Genomic DNA, 16,727 nt, shown 5'->3' with positions numbered 1-16,727 from the left:
AGCCGTAGGGGAACCTGCGGCTGGATCACCTCCTTAAAATTAAGCACGACTTGCACCGAAGTGCCCACACAGTTTGTTTTCAGAAGAACAATAATAAGGTTATTAACCATTCAGCTGTATCTTCTTATTTAGGTTTTAGCAGAGCAAAATAGTTTTTTATAAGACTATTTTGCTCTGGTTAATCCGGACGTTCATTAACAATTTGGTAAAGTAAAAAGGGTAAACACAAGCGAATTAGTATTGTCTTTTGTTGGTAATATGATTTGAGGTGACTCAGGTTATATGGTCAAGAAGAGAAGCGCAAACGGTGGATGCCTTGGCAGTAAGAGGCGAAGAAGGACGTGGAATCCTGCGAAAAGCTTTGGGGAGCTGGAAACGAGCGTTAATCCAAAGATGTCCGAATGGGGGAACCCAACTTACGTGAGTAGGTTATCTGTGGCTGAATACATAGGTTACAGAGGCGAACTCGGGGAACTGAAACATCTAAGTACCCGAAGGAAAAGAAATCAATTGAGATTCTCCTAGTAGCGGCGAGCGAACGGGGAAGAGCCTGGCATGATTTATCATGAATAGAAGTAGAACAGTCTGGGAAGGCTGACCGTAGGGGGTGATAGTCCCGTATACGACATATTGATGAAGAACTAAGCATGCGAACAAGTAGGCCGGGACACGTGAAATCCTGGTTGAAGATGGGTGGACCATCATCCAAGGCTAAATACTACTTACTGACCGATAGTGAACCAGTACCGTGAGGGAAAGGCGAAAAGAACCCCGGAGAGGGGAGTGAAATAGAACCTGAAACCGTTTGCGTACAAGCAGTGGGAGCACGATTTAGTCGTGTGACTGCGTACCTTTTGTATAATGGGTCAGCGAGTTACTTTCAGTGGCGAGGTTAACTGAATAAGGAAGCCGTAGAGAAATCGAGTCTTAATAGGGCGAGAGTCGCTGTGAGTAGACCCGAAACCGGGCGATCTAGCCATGTGCAGGATGAAGGTTGGGTAACACCAACTGGAGGTCCGAACCGGGTAATGTTGAAAAATTATCGGATGACGTGTGGCTAGGAGTGAAAGGCTAATCAAGCCCGGAGATAGCTGGTTCTCCCCGAAAGCTATTTAGGTAGCGCCTCGTGAATGATTACTGGGGGTAGAGCACTGTTTCGGCTAGGGGGCTGTCATGGCTTACCAAACCGATGCAAACTCCGAATACTGGCTAATTGAATCACGGGAGACACACGGCGGGTGCTAACGTCCGTCGTGAAGAGGGAAACAACCCAGACCGCCAGCTAAGGTCCCAAAGTTATAGTTAAGTGGGAAACGATGTGGGAAGGCACAGACAGCCAGGAGGTTGGCTTAGAAGCAGCCATCCTTTAAAGAAAGCGTAATAGCTCACTGGTCGAGTCGGCCTGCGCGGAAGATGTAACGGGGCTAAAACTATACACCGAAGCTGCGGATGTGCACTAAGTGCACGTGGTAGGGGAGCGTTCTGTAGGCTGATGAAGGTGCATCGAGAGGTGTGCTGGAGGTATCAGAAGTGCGAATGCTGACATGAGTAACGATAAAGAGGGTGAAAAACCCTCTCGCCGGAAGTCCCAGGTTTCCTGCACGACGTTAATCGGAGCAGGGTGAGTCGGCCCCTAAGGCGAGGCTGAAGAGCGTAGTCGATGGGAACCAGGTTAATATTCCTGGACTTTCTATAAGTGGTGATGTGGGGACGAAGAAGGCTAGGTGAGCCGGGCGTTGGTTGTCCCGGTACTGGCGTGTAGGCGGAGAGACCTGGCAAATCCGGTTTCTCGAAACGCTGAGGTGCTAAGTGGTTCTGACCATTCGTGGTGCAGAGAAGTCATTGATGCCCCGCTTCCAGGAAAAGCTGCTAGCCATAACTTATAGAGAACCGTACCGCAAACCGACACAGGTGGACAAGTAGAGAATACTAAGGCGCTTGAGAGAACTCGGGTGAAGGAACTAGGCAAAATGGTACCGTAACTTCGGGAGAAGGTACACCTTTGCTGGTGAGTTACCATGCGTAACGAAGCTGGTGAGGGTCGCAGAGACCAGGTGGCTGCGACTGTTTATTAAAAACACAGCACTCTGCAAATTCGAAAGAAGACGTATAGGGTGTGACGCCTGCCCGGTGCCGGAAGGTTAATTGATGGGGTCATCTTCGGAGAAGCTCTTGATCGAAGCCCCGGTAAACGGCGGCCGTAACTATAACGGTCCTAAGGTAGCGAAATTCCTTGTCGGGTAAGTTCCGACCTGCACGAATGGCGTAACGATGGCCACGCTGTCTCCACCCGAGACTCAGTGAAATTGAAATCGCTGTGAAGATGCAGTGTACCCGCGGCTAGACGGAAAGACCCCGTGAACCTTTACTACAGCTTTGCACTGGACTTTGATGATGACTGTGTAGGATAGGTGGGAGGCTAAGAAGTGCGGACGCCAGTTCGCATGGAGCCGACCTTGAAATACCACCCTGTTATTATTGAGGTTCTAACTTGGGCCAGTAATCCTGGTTGAGGACAGTGTATGGTGGGTAGTTTGACTGGGGCGGTCTCCTCCCAAAGAGTAACGGAGGAGCACAAAGGTACCCTCGGTACGGTCGGACATCGTACCAAGAGTGTAAAGGCAAAAGGGTGCTTGACTGCGAGAGTGACGGCTCGAGCAGGTACGAAAGTAGGTCTTAGTGATCCGGTGGTTCTGAATGGAAGGGCCATCGCTCAACGGATAAAAGGTACTCCGGGGATAACAGGCTGATACCGCCCAAGAGTTCATATCGACGGCGGTGTTTGGCACCTCGATGTCGGCTCATCACATCCTGGGGCTGAAGCAGGTCCCAAGGGTATGGCTGTTCGCCATTTAAAGTGGTACGCGAGCTGGGTTTAGAACGTCGTGAGACAGTTCGGTCCCTATCTGCCGTGGGCGTAGGAAAATTGAGAGGAGCTGCTCCTAGTACGAGAGGACCGGAGTGGACGAACCTCTGGTGTACCGGTTGTCACGCCAGTGGCATTGCCGGGTAGCTAAGTTCGGACGGGATAACCGCTGAAAGCATCTAAGCGGGAAGCCTCCCTCAAGATGAGTTTTCCCATGAAGCCCGTTGAAGACTACGACGTTGATAGGCGAGGTGTGGAAGCGCAGTAATGTGTGAAGCTAACTCGTACTAATTGGCTGATTGTCTTGACCATATAACCTGAATGACTTCGGGTTATGATAGAAGATGATAGATTATGCCGTAAGGCACTTGTGTTAACCCTTTTTTACTTTACCAGCCTGTTTTTACAGAGCACTTAACAATGCTCTTTATCAACAGGACAACAGTTTTCCTGGCGACCATAGCGGTTTGGAACCACCTGACTCCATCTCGAACTCAGTAGTGAAACAGACCAGCGCCGATGATAGTGTGAGGCTTCCTCATGCGAAAGTAGGTCATTGCCAGGGCTTTCTTCCTAAGCGGCTTTTAAGCCGCTTTTTTTTACTTTAAATTACTAAATATTTAATTCTACGGTCCTCAAGTACTTATAGCTCAGAGCACTCTTTTACTAGCTTGTTTTTCTTAAGATACAGCGTATAAGCAGTCTGCATGAAATTAGTTAGAATAACCATACAGAAAAAAAGAAAATGTGGAATGCTGGGTTTTATTGCAGTGAACTCATAAATAAGTCCGCATATACCTGCAAAAAAATGGCAAGTAAAAAAACTAAGAGAGATATTATCTATTTCTTTTGTCCGTAATGTTTTATAAGTTTGTGGCAAAACCCGCAGTGCGCCACAGATAAGGCCAAAATAGCAAATACTATTAAAAATAAAATCCATATTTTATCGATATTTTATAGTTAAAATACTTAGGGTTATAAAAAAAATAGTAATGACTGCAAAAGGGATGACCATCATATAACGGGCAAAATAAAGGTCATGCAGAATAAATGAAATGGATTGTAAAATTCCAAGCATCATCATGGTTAATGAAATGCCTTTTGAGCTTTTGGTATTAAGGATTTTTTTTATGAATGGAATAAATGAAATGATTAAAAGTATGGTTGCGATTATAAGCATTAGATTTGCGATCATATTTGAAACTCTCCCATTTATGGCAATTAATCCGTTATTAGCCAATGAGTTATAAAGTAAATTTGAGGTTCCAATTAAATAGCATCAATACCCGTGGTTAATTAAAGATATTGATGATTGCGGTATAAAAATCAGATTTTTTTATTATAGAACATCAAAAGATTAGATGTATGAAGTTCAGTTAAACTAGTGAGCTTAGTCAATATTTCTGTAGTAATTTAAATTGTAAATAATTGATAACCTTTATAGGTTCATATATTTATTTTTTAATCGCACATAGTGAGCAGCCGAATATTCCAAGTTGGTTAACTCTTCTGTTGTTAGAATTCTTACTGCCCGCGCAGGATTACCGAGGTATAAGTAGCCACTTTGTAAATGCTTGCCAGGGGGAACTAAACTACCCGCGGCAACCATGACATGATGTTCGATGCGTACACCATCTAAAATTAAGGTATTCATACCAATTAGACAGTAATCCTCTACCGTGCAGGCATGTAAAACTGCTTTATGACCAATGGTGACGCAGTTGCCTATAATTAGCTCTCTCCCGCCTGGAGTATAAGGCCCATCATGAGTGACATGCAAAACAGCACCATCTTGAATACTACAAGAATTACCTACGGTAATAGAGTTTACATCGCCTCGAACTACAGCCATGGGCCAGACTGAGACGTCATCACCTAGACGAACGTCCCCAATGACCGCGGCTTGGGGATCAATATAGACCCCTTTTCCAATAAGAGGATGTTTATTTTCAAATGATCGAATGTTATGCATGCTTATACCATAGTTACTAATTCTTCGGCACTTGTAGGATGTATTGCGACGGTATTGTCGAAGTCTTGTTTTCTGGCCCCCATTTTAACAGCAACCCCAAAGCCTTGCAGCATTTCATCCGCTCCGTAGCCTATAATATGAAGTCCGATAATTCTTTCTTCGTTACCCACCGTTACTAACTTCATTGCTGTTGGGGTCTTTTCTTCGCTAAGAGCATCAAACATTGGATTAAATCGTGTTTTATAAATTTTGAGTTTTTCTTTGCCAAATTTAGCGATTGCCTCTTCTTCACTTAAACCAACAGAACCTATCGGTGGATGGCTAAAAATTACTGAACAGATATTTTCATAATTTAAATGAGCATCTTTTTGGCCACCGAAAAGGCGATCAGAAAGTTTGCGGCCTGCAGCAATTGCCACTGGTGTCAAAGCAGGAGCGTTAGTGACATCCCCAATAGCATAAACACCAGGAACTGATGTATTTTGATACTGATCTACGGCAATAAGACCGCGGGTATCTTTTGCAATTCCTACTATATCTAAGTTGAGATCAAATGTACGTGGAGCCCTACCAACTGCTGCAATTATTGTATCAAGATCAGAAATTATAGAGCCGTTATGGCATTTAATTGTTTTGCGATTGTCTTCTTGCAGTAGAATGCTATCAGCATGATGGTTGAGATGGACTGTGATCCTTTGTTGACGCATGATCTCTAGTAATGTTTCTCCTAGCATGGAGTCGAATCGGGTTAAAGGCCTTTCACCACGAATAAGTAAATGAGTTTCTGCACCTAATGCATGTAACAGACCGGCTAATTCTACACCAATATAGCCGCTGCCGATTACAGCTACTTTATCGGGTCTTGCTGCTAACGAAAAAAATCCATCGGAATCAATGGCATGCTCAATGCCAAGAAGGTTATTAGGTAAAATAGGCTCTCCACCTGTAGCAATGATAATGTGATCTGCTTGAAATCTTTTACCATTGACATCGATCGTTTTGTTGTCCACAAAAACACCCTTGCCATGGAGATAAGTCATTTTATATTCAGTAAAGCGCTTGGCATAGATTTCCCGTAATTTCTCGATATAGGCATTACGTTTACAAACCAATGTTTGCCAATCCAGTTTTACTTCCACAGAATGAAAACCATAATCAGAGGATTTTCTAAGCATCTCGGCTACAGTGGATGCATTGAACATGACTTTTTTAGGAACACAACCTAGATTAACGCAAGTGCCTCCCAAATGTTTTTCTTCAACCACGGCCACATTAGCTCCATGACGGGCAGCTCTTACGGCACTGGCAATCCCACCACTACCTCCTCCCAAAACAAGTAAATCAAATTTCATAGCTCACCTTATCCCTGTTTTTTAAAATATTATGGCTATAGTATCTAAGTAAGCAAATTTTATAAATTTGTTTGTATTACAGATATGAGATGTAAGGAGCTACTTATGATCAGTGAGTCGATGCTCATAAATTTCAAGTAAATTTCGAAAGATTAGCTGAAATACAATAGCGCTTTCATTATACTTAAATTTCAAAGTCCGTAATTAGTAATTGGTATGAAACAAAGACTTCTATTTCTTATTCTGATTGCTTTAGTAATAGTGGGTTGTGGACGGACACAAAAGTACAGCTATCAAGGCTATGTTGAAGGAGAAAATGTATATCTAGCTTCTCCTAATTCGGGTGTTTTGAAGCAGTTGTTTGTGCAGCGAGGTGAGCAGGTTAAGAAAGGACAGGTACTATTTCAACTTGATGAAGATCCACAAGCTCTCGTGATTCAGCAAAATAAAGCAGATTTATTACAAGCTCAAAAAACTTTACATGACCTGGAGAAACCACGTCGTAATCCCGAAATTGAAGCTATTAAGGCTCAAATCGCGCAAACTGATGCCAGGTTAAAACTTGCTGAGATTAGAGTACACCGTATGGAGGAGCTTTATAAAAAAAATGCCATCGATAAAGATTCAGTGGATGCGGCTGTGGCTAGATATAAAGAACTACAGCAACTTAAGACGCAATATGAGTCAAATTTGGCATTAGCCAGACTTGGTAGTCGTGATGAGCAAATTAAAGCACAACAAGCGGAGATTATTTCTTTAACTGCTAAAGTCAAAGAAGCGCAATGGCAACTTGATCAGAAAAGAGTTTATGCGCCTAAATCGGGTTATATTTATGACACTTATTATCGAGTTGGGGAGTTTGTGGGAAGTCAGCAAGCGGTACTTTCTTTATTACCTCCAGAAAATGTAAGAGTTCAATTTTTTGTGCCTGTCGAAGCTTTAGCGCAGCTAGAGTTAGGACAAAGAATACAATTCCTTTGTTATGGATGTCATGACTCAAGCACTGCAATAATCAATTATATTTCTCCAGAAGCGGAATTTGTCCCTCCCCTGGTATACAGTCGTGAGAATAGAGATAAGTTGGTTTTTCGAATAAAAGCCCGTATTGAGCATCCTCAAAAGTTTAAGCCGGGACAACCTGTAACGGTAACTTTTCCATGAGTAACGCCGTTATTGATGTAACTAATTTACGTAAATCTTTCGATGGAAAAGTTGTTGTTAATGATATTGCGCTATGTGTAAATAAAGGCGATGTTTTTGGTTTTCTGGGACCAAATGGTAGTGGGAAAACAACAACCATTCGTATGCTGTGCGGACTTCTAACACCAGATGCTGGGCAGGGAACTTGTTTAAATTATGACATTCTCGCCGAATCAGAAAAAATAAAACAGCATGTTGGCTATATGACGCAGAAGTTTAGCTTTTATACTGATTTAAGTATTGAAGAAAATTTAAATTTTGTTGCCCGTGTTTATAATCTTAACAATAAGAAAGCACGTGTGGAAAAAGCCTTGGAAGATCTGGGGCTTAGCCATCGACGCCGACAGTTAACAGGGCAGTTATCGGGGGGGTGGAAACAGCGTGTTGCACTCGCTGCATGTTTATTGCACGAACCTGATTTATTACTTCTTGATGAGCCAACAGCGGGTGTTGACCCTATTGCTCGTCGTGAATTTTGGGACAAAATTCATGCTTTGAGTGAACAGGGAATTACAACGTTGGTTTCTACTCACTATATGGATGAGGCAGAGCGCTGCACGTCACTTGCCTACCTTGCCTATGGTGACTTACTGGTAACAGGAACAGTTAATGATGTGATTGCTAAAACAGGATTGTACACTTGGGAAATTTCTGGGAATGTCACAACTTCTTTGCTGCAGCAAACTAAAACGCTGCGTGATGTTACACAGGCGGCTTTATTTGGTAATAAAATTCATATTTGTGGTTACGATAGCTTAACAATAGAAGCCGAATTGAAGGAGCTGGCAAAAAAATATCCTATCAGTTGGCAGCCAATCGAATCTACCCTGGAGGATGCATTCATCAGTTTGGTGAAAAAAACTCATGGAGAGATGGATTGATGATTTTCTCGTTTGCTCGTCTCGGCGCTGTCATTGTGAAAGAGTTTATTCAGATGCGCCGTGATAAGGCGACTTTTGCCATGATTATTGGTATTCCCCTTCTCCAGTTATTTTTATTTGGCTTTGCTATTAATACCAACCCACGCAATTTACCGACAGCAATAGTCAATCCTGATAATAGTGATTTAAGTCGCCGTATTTTAGTTGCTATGGAAAACTCAACTTATTTTCAATTTGTAGCGCCAGCCTCCACAGAAGCCGAAGCAAAAGATTTATTAAAAAGAGGTAAGGTTCAATTTGTAGTTAATTTTCCTATTAATTTTTCTCACGATCTTGTGAAAGGGTTAAGACCGTCGCTATTGTTACAGGCCGATGCGACTGATCCTGCCGCTACCAGCCGTGCTTTGAGTGTTTTCAATGATTTAGCTTCTTCAGCTCTAAACGAAGAATTGGAAGGGCCCTTAAAAAAATTGACTGTAACGGCACCTCCGTATAGGCCGGAGGTGCATGCAATCTATAACCCGTTAGCAATCACTCCTTATAATATTGTTCCTGGTTTGCTTGGTGTGGTTTTAACCATGACAATGGTAATCATCACAGCACTGGTGCTTACTCGAGAGTTTGAACGTGGCACGATGGAAAATTTGCTGGCAACCCCGTTGAAACCCTTAGAAGTGATGATGGGTAAAATTATTCCCTATATCATTGTAGGCTACGCCCAAGTAATTATGATTTTATTCATGGCTAAATTTATATTTGGCGTGCCTATGGAGGGAAGTATTCTACTTTTATTAATTCTTTGCTTACCATTCATTGCCGCCAATCTGTCCGTCGGCTTAACTTTTTCCACATTGGCCTCTAATCAGTTACAAGCTGTACAAGGTGCTATGTTTTTCTTTTTACCTTCTCTTTTATTATCAGGATTTATGTTTCCTTTCAGAGGTATGCCAGTCTGGGCTCAATGGTTGGGTAATGTCCTTCCGTTGACGCATTTTCTTGTTGTAGTCCGTGGTATTTTATTAAAGGGAAACGGTTTTATTGAGGTTTGGCGTGAGGTGATTCCTATTTTGACATTTATGGTAATCGTGATGCTGATTGGTTTTACCCGTTATCGTCAAACCCTGGATTAATACAACAACTTTCAAAATAAAAACTGATGTACGGTTTTCTCAACCCGCTCATCCATCAAGACACTAATGTGATCCGCTTCTGGCAACAATGCGAGGGAAGCATGTGGATATTGTTCGCAGAATATAATCGACTCATGAGGCATGATAGATTCATCTTTTTGACCATGAATACATAAAACTGGGATATTAGAACGGTTAATAAAATGATGGAAATCAAGATTTTTTAAGTCAATAGCAGCATGTTGACGAAAAACCTCACGTAAGAATAAAAAACCACGGCGACTGAGTTTTAGTTGCCGTGCTAATCTGCCAACGGGAACACGCATACGTGTCGGAGACGCAATTAACACCACACGCTCAGGCATTGGGTCAATTCGCCATTCTAAAAACTGGCTGCTTAGATTTAAAGTATTTAATAGCATAGAGCCACCAAAAGAATGGCCAATGACAGAATAAAAAGGACCTAATTGATTTAGTATTTGCTTAAGCACTAAAACTGCATCCATCCAGGTTAACTGCATTCCTTTCGCTTCCCCGTGTGCAGGAAAATCTAAAGCATACACATCAAAACCTTGATGCCTTAACGCCTTTATTAATTGCATCATATAAGCAGCACGTGACATCCACCCGTGAGTGATGAGGATTTTTTTTGCTTGCCTATTTTTCAGAGGGGCAAAATGATGAATAACATGATGCCGTGGTGTATGGCAGTGGATTGCGTCAGTTCGCTCTTCTAGAAAAAATTCACAGGCTAGGCGAGCGAAATCGCGATACTCTTTCTCAATGGGAAGATGTAGTGGGGTAATAAATACTTGATAACAGAGTTGTGCGTGAATTAAATCTCTAAATTCCGCCAACCTATTCGCAAGCATATGTTCACCTTTATTCTTTTAATTTATATATTTATATTAGTTTAAGAAAAAACAACTTGAATGGTTTTTAATAAATTTCCTGCTATTATTTTGGGATAATCGTATTAAGGAAATACTAGTTCAAATTTTAACAAATTTATGAGAAATAACTAGGTAAGTAACAAAAGTTTGCTAAAATTTCTTCTTGTGCGGCTAATTATTGATACGAGCTAAATTAAGAACACTGGACATTTATAAATATCAATTTAGACTAGGACAGTACTAGAGCACTTATTGCCAAAAGGATTTTATCTATGGATACGTCGAATTACTTATATCATCATGGTGAGCAAGAGTTACATGGCTTTTTGGCCTATGATGAACGCAGCGATCAGCCTAGACCAGCTGTATTAGTTGCTCATGATTGGTCTGGACGTAATGACTTTGCCTGCGAAAAGGCACTAATGCTTGCTAAAATGGGCTATGTGGGCTTCGCGTTGGATATGTATGGCCAAGGACGCTTAGGAGAGAGCACCCATGAGAAAAGAGCGCTTATGGAGCCTCTAGCAAATGATCGGCTTTTATTGCGTGCCCGAATGCGTGCTGCCTACGATGCTTTAGTAGGTATGTCTGAAGTGGATATCAATCGTATCGCTGTAATCGGTTTTTGTTTTGGTGGACTTTGTGCTTTGGATCTAGCACGTAGTGGTGCGGATCTAAAAGGGGTAGTGAGTTTCCATGGTTTGTTGGATAAACCTAAAGATACTCCCAATCAACCTATTCATGCAAAAATGTTAATATTGCACGGCTATGATGATCCTATGGTGAGACCTGAGCAAGTGAATGAGTTTTGTCGTGAAATGACCGAAGCAAAGGTAGATTGGCAAGTCCATATGTATGGGCATACACAACATGCTTTTGCCAACCCTCATGCTCACGATACACAATTAGGGACTGTCTACAACGCTAAGGCGGAGCGTCGTGCGTTGCAGGCAATGACTAATTTTTTGCAGGAAATTTTCGCTAAAGCCTAAACTAATTAAAGGTTAGGCGAGTAGCTCCTTTCGACATTAACCAGCGCTGTGGCTGTTTTAGTACCAAAAAAGCTAAAAATACGATGCTTTGCTAAAGCAGTCCTTACAGCGTCATCTTGGCGAACATCGTTACAACCTGTCTTCAGAGCAGAGTTTAGTGCTATTGCAATTGCATCTGCTTTTGCTGTATTCCCAATACTAAAACGAGAAAGTGCATTGTTTCTTAAACGAGTAATTTCTTGCTGTACCGCATCAATGTCTTTGCGGACTGTTTTTGATGCATTTTCAATATTAGTATAAGTGGGAACAAACTTAGGTGTTTGTTCGGTAGCGGTACTTTGGGGTAATTTATTTTCAGAGCTAAAGAACATTGGGGCAGTCTGCCTGAGAATAATACCCTGTTGTAATGGTGCTGTATGAGTAGATACAAATTTCGTAGTTTGCTTGAGCGCTAAGCTTAAAGGACGGCGCATTGCTTGAAATCCTTCACTAGCTGGGTCGGAAGTTACATCAAAATCATATTTTTTATAGAAGTTAATAGCTTTGTCATTAGTCTTCCTAACCTGTAGGGTGACGAACTGTGCGCTTTGGTGTAAATCTTGTGCTGTTTTTATCACTTGGTCCATTAGTTGCGAGCCAAGACCTTTACTCTGTTGGAGAACACCAATATTGCTAATATGTATTTTCTCACCCTGGCGCTTAGCAAACACATAACCATTAATTTCGTTGGTTTTTTCATCATAGGAAACAAGGCAAAGGTCAGACGAAAAGTAATAGTCGAAATCAGCTATACCCCAAGGTTCCTCTTCAGGGAAAATTTTCGGATCAATTGCTAAGATAGAATCACGATCATTTGGGGTCATGGGACGAATTGGCATGATAAAAATACACCTCATGAAATAAATGACCAAATTATACTTTTTTTTCCCTTAACAGAAAATTAAATAGAGCAGTCAGCAGAGAAGAAGAGTTTAACCTCACGCAAATACCAGCATTGCTATGAGCTGATACTGGCATTATAAAGTGTGTTGAGTAAAGCAATTAGTTAACGTGACGAGAAAGAACATGAGTTTTATCATGCTCATCATCTTGAATAGTAATTTTGGCGTTATTTTGTTCGCCTTGCATGAGCGTTTTGACAAGCTGGTGTACAGAGAAGGTCTGATTTGAGTATGTATTAGAACGGAAAAAATGCCTTTCTTTTTTTAGGAAATGGTCTTTTTCATTTAAGACATAAAGGGCTAATTCTTTCTTTTGCTCTGGAACTAAATTTTTAACCTGCTGTGTTAATTCCTCAATATAAGCTTTTTTTCGTTCTTTAATATTAAGATTTTTAGGTAAGCGGTTCTGTAGCCATTGATCGATCTCACGACCATTTTTTCCTGTAAAAGCATTTTCTACAATGTTAAATCGAGTAGTACTTTTAGTTGCTGTTGCCGTTACCGTTAAATTGCTGATGGCATTTTGCAATGTAGACTCTATATCATTAACCATGGCTTTTAAAGGTAGGCGCCCCTTATCAATGAGAGTATTCAAAATGGTTTCTTGTACGTTTGTGTCTTGAAAAATTTCTGGTGTTTTATTGCTAATTTCCAAATATTCTCTCAAAACATCACCAACTTCTTCCTCACTGATACTTAAATTGAGCAGTGCGATAGCACCAAGTTTCACCGAAACCTCAAAAAGAGAGGCGGGCTTATCTTCAAGATGTCTACCGAAGTGTTCAATGTCCTTGACTGGTTCCGGTACTTGATGACCTACGGATTCGGTTCTTACAGGCGCTGACTGTCTTCCAGGTTGTGCAGGGTTTTCGATATAAAGACTGTAATAGTGTTCTTGGAAATTCTGCACGTCATTGGCAGTAATGTCCTCATCCAAAAATAATTTTGTAAGTACGGTCTTTAATTCATAAGCGTGGCTTTTGCATTCCGGAGCACCTGGATCGTATGGTTGAAAAATTGTGCGGCTTCCATAGTAGGCATCCAGGGAAAAAGGGAGTAGATCTTCAAATTCCAGACTTGCATATCGAGGATTTTCTAGACTTAAAAAAGATCGTAGGGTTCGATGTTGTTTATCAATGAATTTAATATTCAATGTAAAGCTTTCTTTTCCGCCAGGAGTATATTCAATGTATAATTTTCCGATTTTGGCTTTTACTAAAGAGCGGCCATTATCTTTAGGGGGTACAACAAAGTCCTCATCTTCGAACACTCTTAACTGTAATTCGCTCTCATCTCTTTGTGCCAACTCTCTTAGATTATAGATAGATTGGCTTACTGGTTGATATTCATTACCCGCTTTTTTATAACTACGCCCATACCCTTCACTAGGGGTTAAATCTCTAAGTTTTGTCATTTTTGTATCTCTGATAAACGCTTCAAATATTATAGCGGGCATTTATTAAAACAAAATTATCAGATAAAACCTATTGTTTTAGACTATTGCGAGCAGGGTTTATTAAACTGAATTGCTCAAAACCCGAAAATGAAAGGCTGTGATGTTTCCTAATGGCTGGAGTATTTTTATTGAAATTAAGATTAGGGAACTGCCTCAGCATTGCGTTAAACACTTCATGCATTTCGACACGCACTAATTTGGCACCTAAGCAAAAATGACTTCCATAGCCATAACTAAAATGGTGATGTTTAGTCCTGCCAATATTAATTATATCAGGATTAGGGAAATAGACTGGGTCGCGGTTAATGGCATGCGTTGAGATGAAAATCACAGAGCCTTTAGCGATATTTTGTGAGCCTAAGAGGGTATCATTTTTAGTCACACGAAAAATGAAAGTGACAGCAGGATCAAGGCGGTTGCATTCTTCAAGATAATCATCAAGTTTTGCAAGATTTAGCCTAATTTCTTGCCATAAACCAGGCAAACTAAGAAGAGTATACAGATTATTACACATTTGATCGGTTGTTGTTACTTGGCCTGCTACCAACATCATGATGGCTTGGGAAATAATTTCCTCATCGCTTAAAGCAAAATGAGATTGATGCATTAATAGCTTGCTTAAAAAATCTTGGCCAGGATTTTTACGGCGGTCAGAAATTAGATTGGCAAAATATTGATACAGCCGTTTGGCACTGTTGTTGACTTTGATGCCGTCCTCATCAAAATAACTCGTGGAACCCCCAAAGAATTGGGTCATGTTATTCGACCAATCGTAAAAATCCAGTCGTTCATTTTCCGGGATGGCGAAAAGTTCGGCTAGGGTTGTTGAAGGAATTGTTTGCGCTAATTCTGTAACAAAGTCATAGGATTGATTTGCAGTTAGCGGCTTAAGACAGGTGGATATTGTTTGAGTGATTAAGGGCTTTAATTGCTCAATACATTGGGAGGTAAATCCATGGTAGCAAACTCTCCTTCTGCTACCATGTTCTGGCATATCGCTCATCACCATCATTTTACTCACTACTTTTAAAAAATCCTCAATGAGTGCTAAATTCATTTCGGGCATGCGGGAAATAAAAAAAGGTGAGCGATCACAGCTATAGTCTTCGCTGGTTAATACCGATTTTGCTAAATCATAGGAGGTAATTACCCAAAATTTTCCAGGCTCCCACCAAAAAAGCTCTCCCATTTCACGTAAATGATGACTAAATTCTTCGGGAGTCGAAGTCTTTTTTAATTCCATTAAGGTATAGGGTTTCATAAAATTTGAATCCTTCTTAAATGTCTTGGTGTATGCCGCCTAAAGGCATTACGTCCGTGCAGCAAAGAAAAATTATCGGCAATGAGGTAATCACCTTGTTGCCACTGATGAAAATAGCTGGTGATGTTAGTTCGCATGCACTCACTAATCTCTGTCAAAATTTGCTTCGACTCCACTTCATTTGTATCTAACACGGTTACATGAACGGGATTTAAGTAGTCCTCACCAACAGGTTCTGCAAAACGAAGGATGGTTCGCTCTGTCTGTGGATGTGTATTAACAAGGTTGCGAACAATTTTACCGCCATAATGAGCTAGTTTCTCAGTGGCAAATTGCAGTTGATAATTAAGCCATCTTTCTTGTTGGCAAGGAGTGGCTTGCGACCAAACCATTTCGGTATTGACGAATAAAGTCTCTCCGCCCATGTTGATGGTTGGGGCTTTGAGGCAATGAAAAAATAAAAAACGTGGTTCTTGGTAAAAGGCCCCATCCCAATGTAGAGGAACATCACCTTCTGTAAATAAATAGTTTCGCGCGTTTTTATCGACTTTCATTTCCATCACGGAGCCAAAATCCCAAGAAACTAAGGAGGCTTGTGATTGGCAATAGTCTAATAATTCTTGACATTCCATCGCTGAAAAACCTCTGAGTATGACTAATTTATGGCGAGTTACCAATTCTAGAATATGGCCTAATTTCCATGTGGCTAATGTCAAATTTTGCGTCGTTTGGATTAAATGTGGTTTGAATGTCTGCATCATTAAATAGCCTCCAAAACATAATGGTCGTGATTGAGTTTGGCACCTAAACGTTCTGCATCAATCCGTTTAACCAGCTGCCAAGAGTCGCCATGTTTTAGCAACACATTGTGCCAAGGGGTTGCCCAACGATTGGTAGCGGGTAAAAATTGAATGCCGAGTTTGTCTGAAGCACAGGGTTGAGGATGAATTGATAAACGAACTGCTCCCGAGAAATATTGTGCAAGTAGATTAGACCAGGCGTTGGAGCGTCTAATCACTTCATAAGCAATTTCCTTTGCCATGGTGCGAATGCGATTTTTTGAGAATTGCTTATTTAAGGCCAATTGATCTTCAAGAATAAACCGATGGATACCATTAAATTGATAGAGGGCTTTTTCATCTGCTAGAAGCCGCTGCTTTAGGGAAATCAAAGATTCACCATAGCTCTGCATTAATTGGTCCCGCATATTCTGGTAATTTTGTTGTGGATAGACATCATCTAATGAAAAAATTTTAAGGTTTCTGAGGTTTTTTTGAGTAATGATGGTTTTAATACCTTGTTGATAGAGATTAACTTCTTCGTCGCTGACTAAAACTAAATCATTAAAGACACGTCCGTCAGAACAAATAATAAGCTCAACTCCAGCAGAATAGATTTGCTGGATAGATTCACATAAATAGTTGAGATTTTCTAACCCCATGACTTCGCCAAGATCAGGTTTACAAGAAATGGTTTTTTGACGATTAGCAGATTTTGCTGGAAAGGCAGGTAAAACAAGCGTGATGACTTGTTGATTGCTGACTGCTTTTAGTAATTTGTTAAAGTGGGGTTCCTGGCAATGGAGACAAGAGGCTCCCTGACACTGAATATAATCTTGTGCTTGATGTTTCTTGGCAAAGAGTAAAGAAATTATTTGTTGCACACTATTAAGAGAGTTAGCAGACATAATGATGTCTCCAGGACAGTTGTTCTGTTATCAGAGTAGGTATTTTTTTAATAAATTGATAATATAAAGTTTTTATGGTTTTAATAAATTTATTTG

The 16,727-nt window shown here is 40.9% G+C and carries 14 protein-coding genes and 2 rRNA genes; 6 read left to right on the top strand and 10 right to left on the bottom strand.

The window, feature by feature from the left end:
* Positions 1-284 precede the first annotated feature (284 nt).
* Together Lbru_RS12550 and rrf are read left to right on the top strand one after the other, a co-directional pair.
* Positions 285-3,178 (top strand): 23S ribosomal RNA (locus Lbru_RS12550).
* A gap of 137 nt (positions 3,179-3,315) precedes the next feature.
* A 5S ribosomal RNA gene (gene rrf, locus Lbru_RS12545) occupies positions 3,316-3,431 on the top strand.
* Between the two features lie 78 nt (positions 3,432-3,509).
* On the opposite strand, the gene Lbru_RS18105 is transcribed toward rrf, so the two are convergent.
* The 4 genes from Lbru_RS18105 to gorA all read right to left on the bottom strand — a co-directional run bounded on the left by Lbru_RS18105 (position 3,510) and on the right by gorA (position 6,190).
* The gene (locus Lbru_RS18105) at positions 3,510-3,806 is read right to left on the bottom strand and encodes a PQ-loop domain-containing transporter (protein WP_083500914.1); all 297 of its coding nucleotides are present in this window, start codon (positions 3,804-3,806) and stop codon (positions 3,510-3,512) included.
* Between the two features lie 3 nt (positions 3,807-3,809).
* On the bottom strand, positions 3,810-4,046 hold the full coding sequence (locus tag Lbru_RS18100) for a PQ-loop domain-containing transporter (RefSeq protein ID WP_420795335.1): 237 nt from the start codon (positions 4,044-4,046) through the stop codon (positions 3,810-3,812).
* Between the two features lie 258 nt (positions 4,047-4,304).
* Complete coding sequence (locus tag Lbru_RS12540; protein WP_058442472.1) at positions 4,305-4,838, bottom strand: gamma carbonic anhydrase family protein; 534 nt, start codon at positions 4,836-4,838, stop codon at positions 4,305-4,307.
* Between the two features lie 2 nt (positions 4,839-4,840).
* Positions 4,841-6,190, bottom strand: a complete 1,350-nt coding sequence (gene gorA, locus Lbru_RS12535; RefSeq protein WP_058442471.1) for a glutathione-disulfide reductase — start codon at positions 6,188-6,190, stop codon at positions 4,841-4,843.
* A gap of 216 nt (positions 6,191-6,406) precedes the next feature.
* On the opposite strand from gorA, the gene Lbru_RS12530 reads away from it, so the two are divergent.
* Genes Lbru_RS12530 through Lbru_RS12520 form a run of 3 tightly spaced genes read left to right on the top strand, consistent with a single transcriptional unit; the run spans position 6,407 to position 9,401 of the window.
* Positions 6,407-7,351 (top strand): HlyD family secretion protein, encoded by a 945-nt coding sequence (locus Lbru_RS12530; RefSeq protein WP_058442470.1) that lies wholly within the window; start codon positions 6,407-6,409, stop codon positions 7,349-7,351.
* On the top strand, positions 7,348-8,271 hold the full coding sequence (locus Lbru_RS12525) for an ABC transporter ATP-binding protein (protein ID WP_058442469.1): 924 nt from the start codon (positions 7,348-7,350) through the stop codon (positions 8,269-8,271). The genes Lbru_RS12530 and Lbru_RS12525 overlap by 4 nt, the downstream gene beginning before the upstream one ends.
* Positions 8,271-9,401: an ABC transporter permease gene (locus Lbru_RS12520; RefSeq protein ID WP_058442468.1), complete on the top strand. Its 1,131-nt coding sequence runs from the start codon at positions 8,271-8,273 to the stop codon at positions 9,399-9,401. The genes Lbru_RS12525 and Lbru_RS12520 overlap by 1 nt, the downstream gene beginning before the upstream one ends.
* Before the next feature lie 11 nt (positions 9,402-9,412).
* Here Lbru_RS12520 and Lbru_RS12515 read toward each other — a convergent pair whose 3' ends face one another.
* A complete protein-coding gene (locus Lbru_RS12515) occupies positions 9,413-10,273 on the bottom strand; it encodes an alpha/beta hydrolase (protein WP_058442467.1) in 861 nt (286 codons plus the stop codon).
* 293 nt (positions 10,274-10,566) lie between these two features.
* On the opposite strand from Lbru_RS12515, the gene Lbru_RS12510 reads away from it, so the two are divergent.
* Positions 10,567-11,286, top strand: a complete 720-nt coding sequence (locus tag Lbru_RS12510) for a dienelactone hydrolase family protein (protein ID WP_058442466.1) — start codon at positions 10,567-10,569, stop codon at positions 11,284-11,286.
* Positions 11,287-11,291: 5 nt separating this feature from the next.
* On the opposite strand, the gene Lbru_RS12505 is transcribed toward Lbru_RS12510, so the two are convergent.
* The 5 genes from Lbru_RS12505 to Lbru_RS12485 all read right to left on the bottom strand — a co-directional run bounded on the left by Lbru_RS12505 (position 11,292) and on the right by Lbru_RS12485 (position 16,631).
* A complete protein-coding gene (locus Lbru_RS12505; RefSeq protein WP_058442465.1) occupies positions 11,292-12,164 on the bottom strand; it encodes a GNAT family N-acetyltransferase in 873 nt (290 codons plus the stop codon).
* A gap of 163 nt (positions 12,165-12,327) precedes the next feature.
* Positions 12,328-13,641, bottom strand: coding sequence for a hypothetical protein (locus Lbru_RS12500; protein WP_058442464.1), 1,314 nt, complete (start codon positions 13,639-13,641; stop codon positions 12,328-12,330).
* 70 nt (positions 13,642-13,711) lie between these two features.
* Positions 13,712-14,944 carry a cytochrome P450 gene (locus Lbru_RS12495; protein WP_058442463.1) on the bottom strand — a complete coding sequence of 411 codons (1,233 nt, stop codon included), beginning with the start codon at positions 14,942-14,944 and terminating at the stop codon, positions 13,712-13,714.
* Positions 14,941-15,705: a TauD/TfdA family dioxygenase gene (locus Lbru_RS12490; RefSeq protein ID WP_058442462.1), complete on the bottom strand. Its 765-nt coding sequence runs from the start codon at positions 15,703-15,705 to the stop codon at positions 14,941-14,943. Before Lbru_RS12490 ends, Lbru_RS12495 begins: the two co-directional genes overlap by 4 nt.
* The gene (locus Lbru_RS12485) at positions 15,705-16,631 is read right to left on the bottom strand and encodes an isocyanide synthase family protein (RefSeq protein WP_058442461.1); all 927 of its coding nucleotides are present in this window, start codon (positions 16,629-16,631) and stop codon (positions 15,705-15,707) included. Before Lbru_RS12485 ends, Lbru_RS12490 begins: the two co-directional genes overlap by 1 nt.
* Positions 16,632-16,727: the final 96 nt, after the last annotated feature.

The sequence above is a fragment of the Legionella brunensis genome, from assembly GCF_001467025.1.
Taxonomy (GTDB): Bacteria; Pseudomonadota; Gammaproteobacteria; order Legionellales; family Legionellaceae; genus Tatlockia; species Tatlockia brunensis.
This window is presented reverse-complemented; position numbering and strand designations above follow the sequence as displayed.

Coding starts and splice junctions, on each gene's coding strand:
- Lbru_RS12520 (WP_058442468.1), top strand. CDS start 8,271: ATGATTTTCTCGTTTGCTCGTCTCGGCGCTGTCATTGTGAAAGAGTTT.
- Lbru_RS12530 (WP_058442470.1), top strand. CDS start 6,407: ATGAAACAAAGACTTCTATTTCTTATTCTGATTGCTTTAGTAATAGTG.
- Lbru_RS12515 (WP_058442467.1), bottom strand. CDS start 10,273: ATGCTTGCGAATAGGTTGGCGGAATTTAGAGATTTAATTCACGCACAA.
- gorA (WP_058442471.1), bottom strand. CDS start 6,190: ATGAAATTTGATTTACTTGTTTTGGGAGGAGGTAGTGGTGGGATTGCC.
- Lbru_RS12495 (WP_058442463.1), bottom strand. CDS start 14,944: ATGAAACCCTATACCTTAATGGAATTAAAAAAGACTTCGACTCCCGAA.
- Lbru_RS18100 (WP_420795335.1), bottom strand. CDS start 4,046: ATGCTTATAATCGCAACCATACTTTTAATCATTTCATTTATTCCATTC.
- Lbru_RS12485 (WP_058442461.1), bottom strand. CDS start 16,631: ATGTCTGCTAACTCTCTTAATAGTGTGCAACAAATAATTTCTTTACTC.
- Lbru_RS12525 (WP_058442469.1), top strand. CDS start 7,348: ATGAGTAACGCCGTTATTGATGTAACTAATTTACGTAAATCTTTCGAT.
- Lbru_RS12500 (WP_058442464.1), bottom strand. CDS start 13,641: ATGACAAAACTTAGAGATTTAACCCCTAGTGAAGGGTATGGGCGTAGT.
- Lbru_RS12490 (WP_058442462.1), bottom strand. CDS start 15,705: ATGATGCAGACATTCAAACCACATTTAATCCAAACGACGCAAAATTTG.
- Lbru_RS12505 (WP_058442465.1), bottom strand. CDS start 12,164: ATGCCAATTCGTCCCATGACCCCAAATGATCGTGATTCTATCTTAGCA.
- Lbru_RS12540 (WP_058442472.1), bottom strand. CDS start 4,838: ATGCATAACATTCGATCATTTGAAAATAAACATCCTCTTATTGGAAAA.
- Lbru_RS18105 (WP_083500914.1), bottom strand. CDS start 3,806: ATGGATTTTATTTTTAATAGTATTTGCTATTTTGGCCTTATCTGTGGC.
- Lbru_RS12510 (WP_058442466.1), top strand. CDS start 10,567: ATGGATACGTCGAATTACTTATATCATCATGGTGAGCAAGAGTTACAT.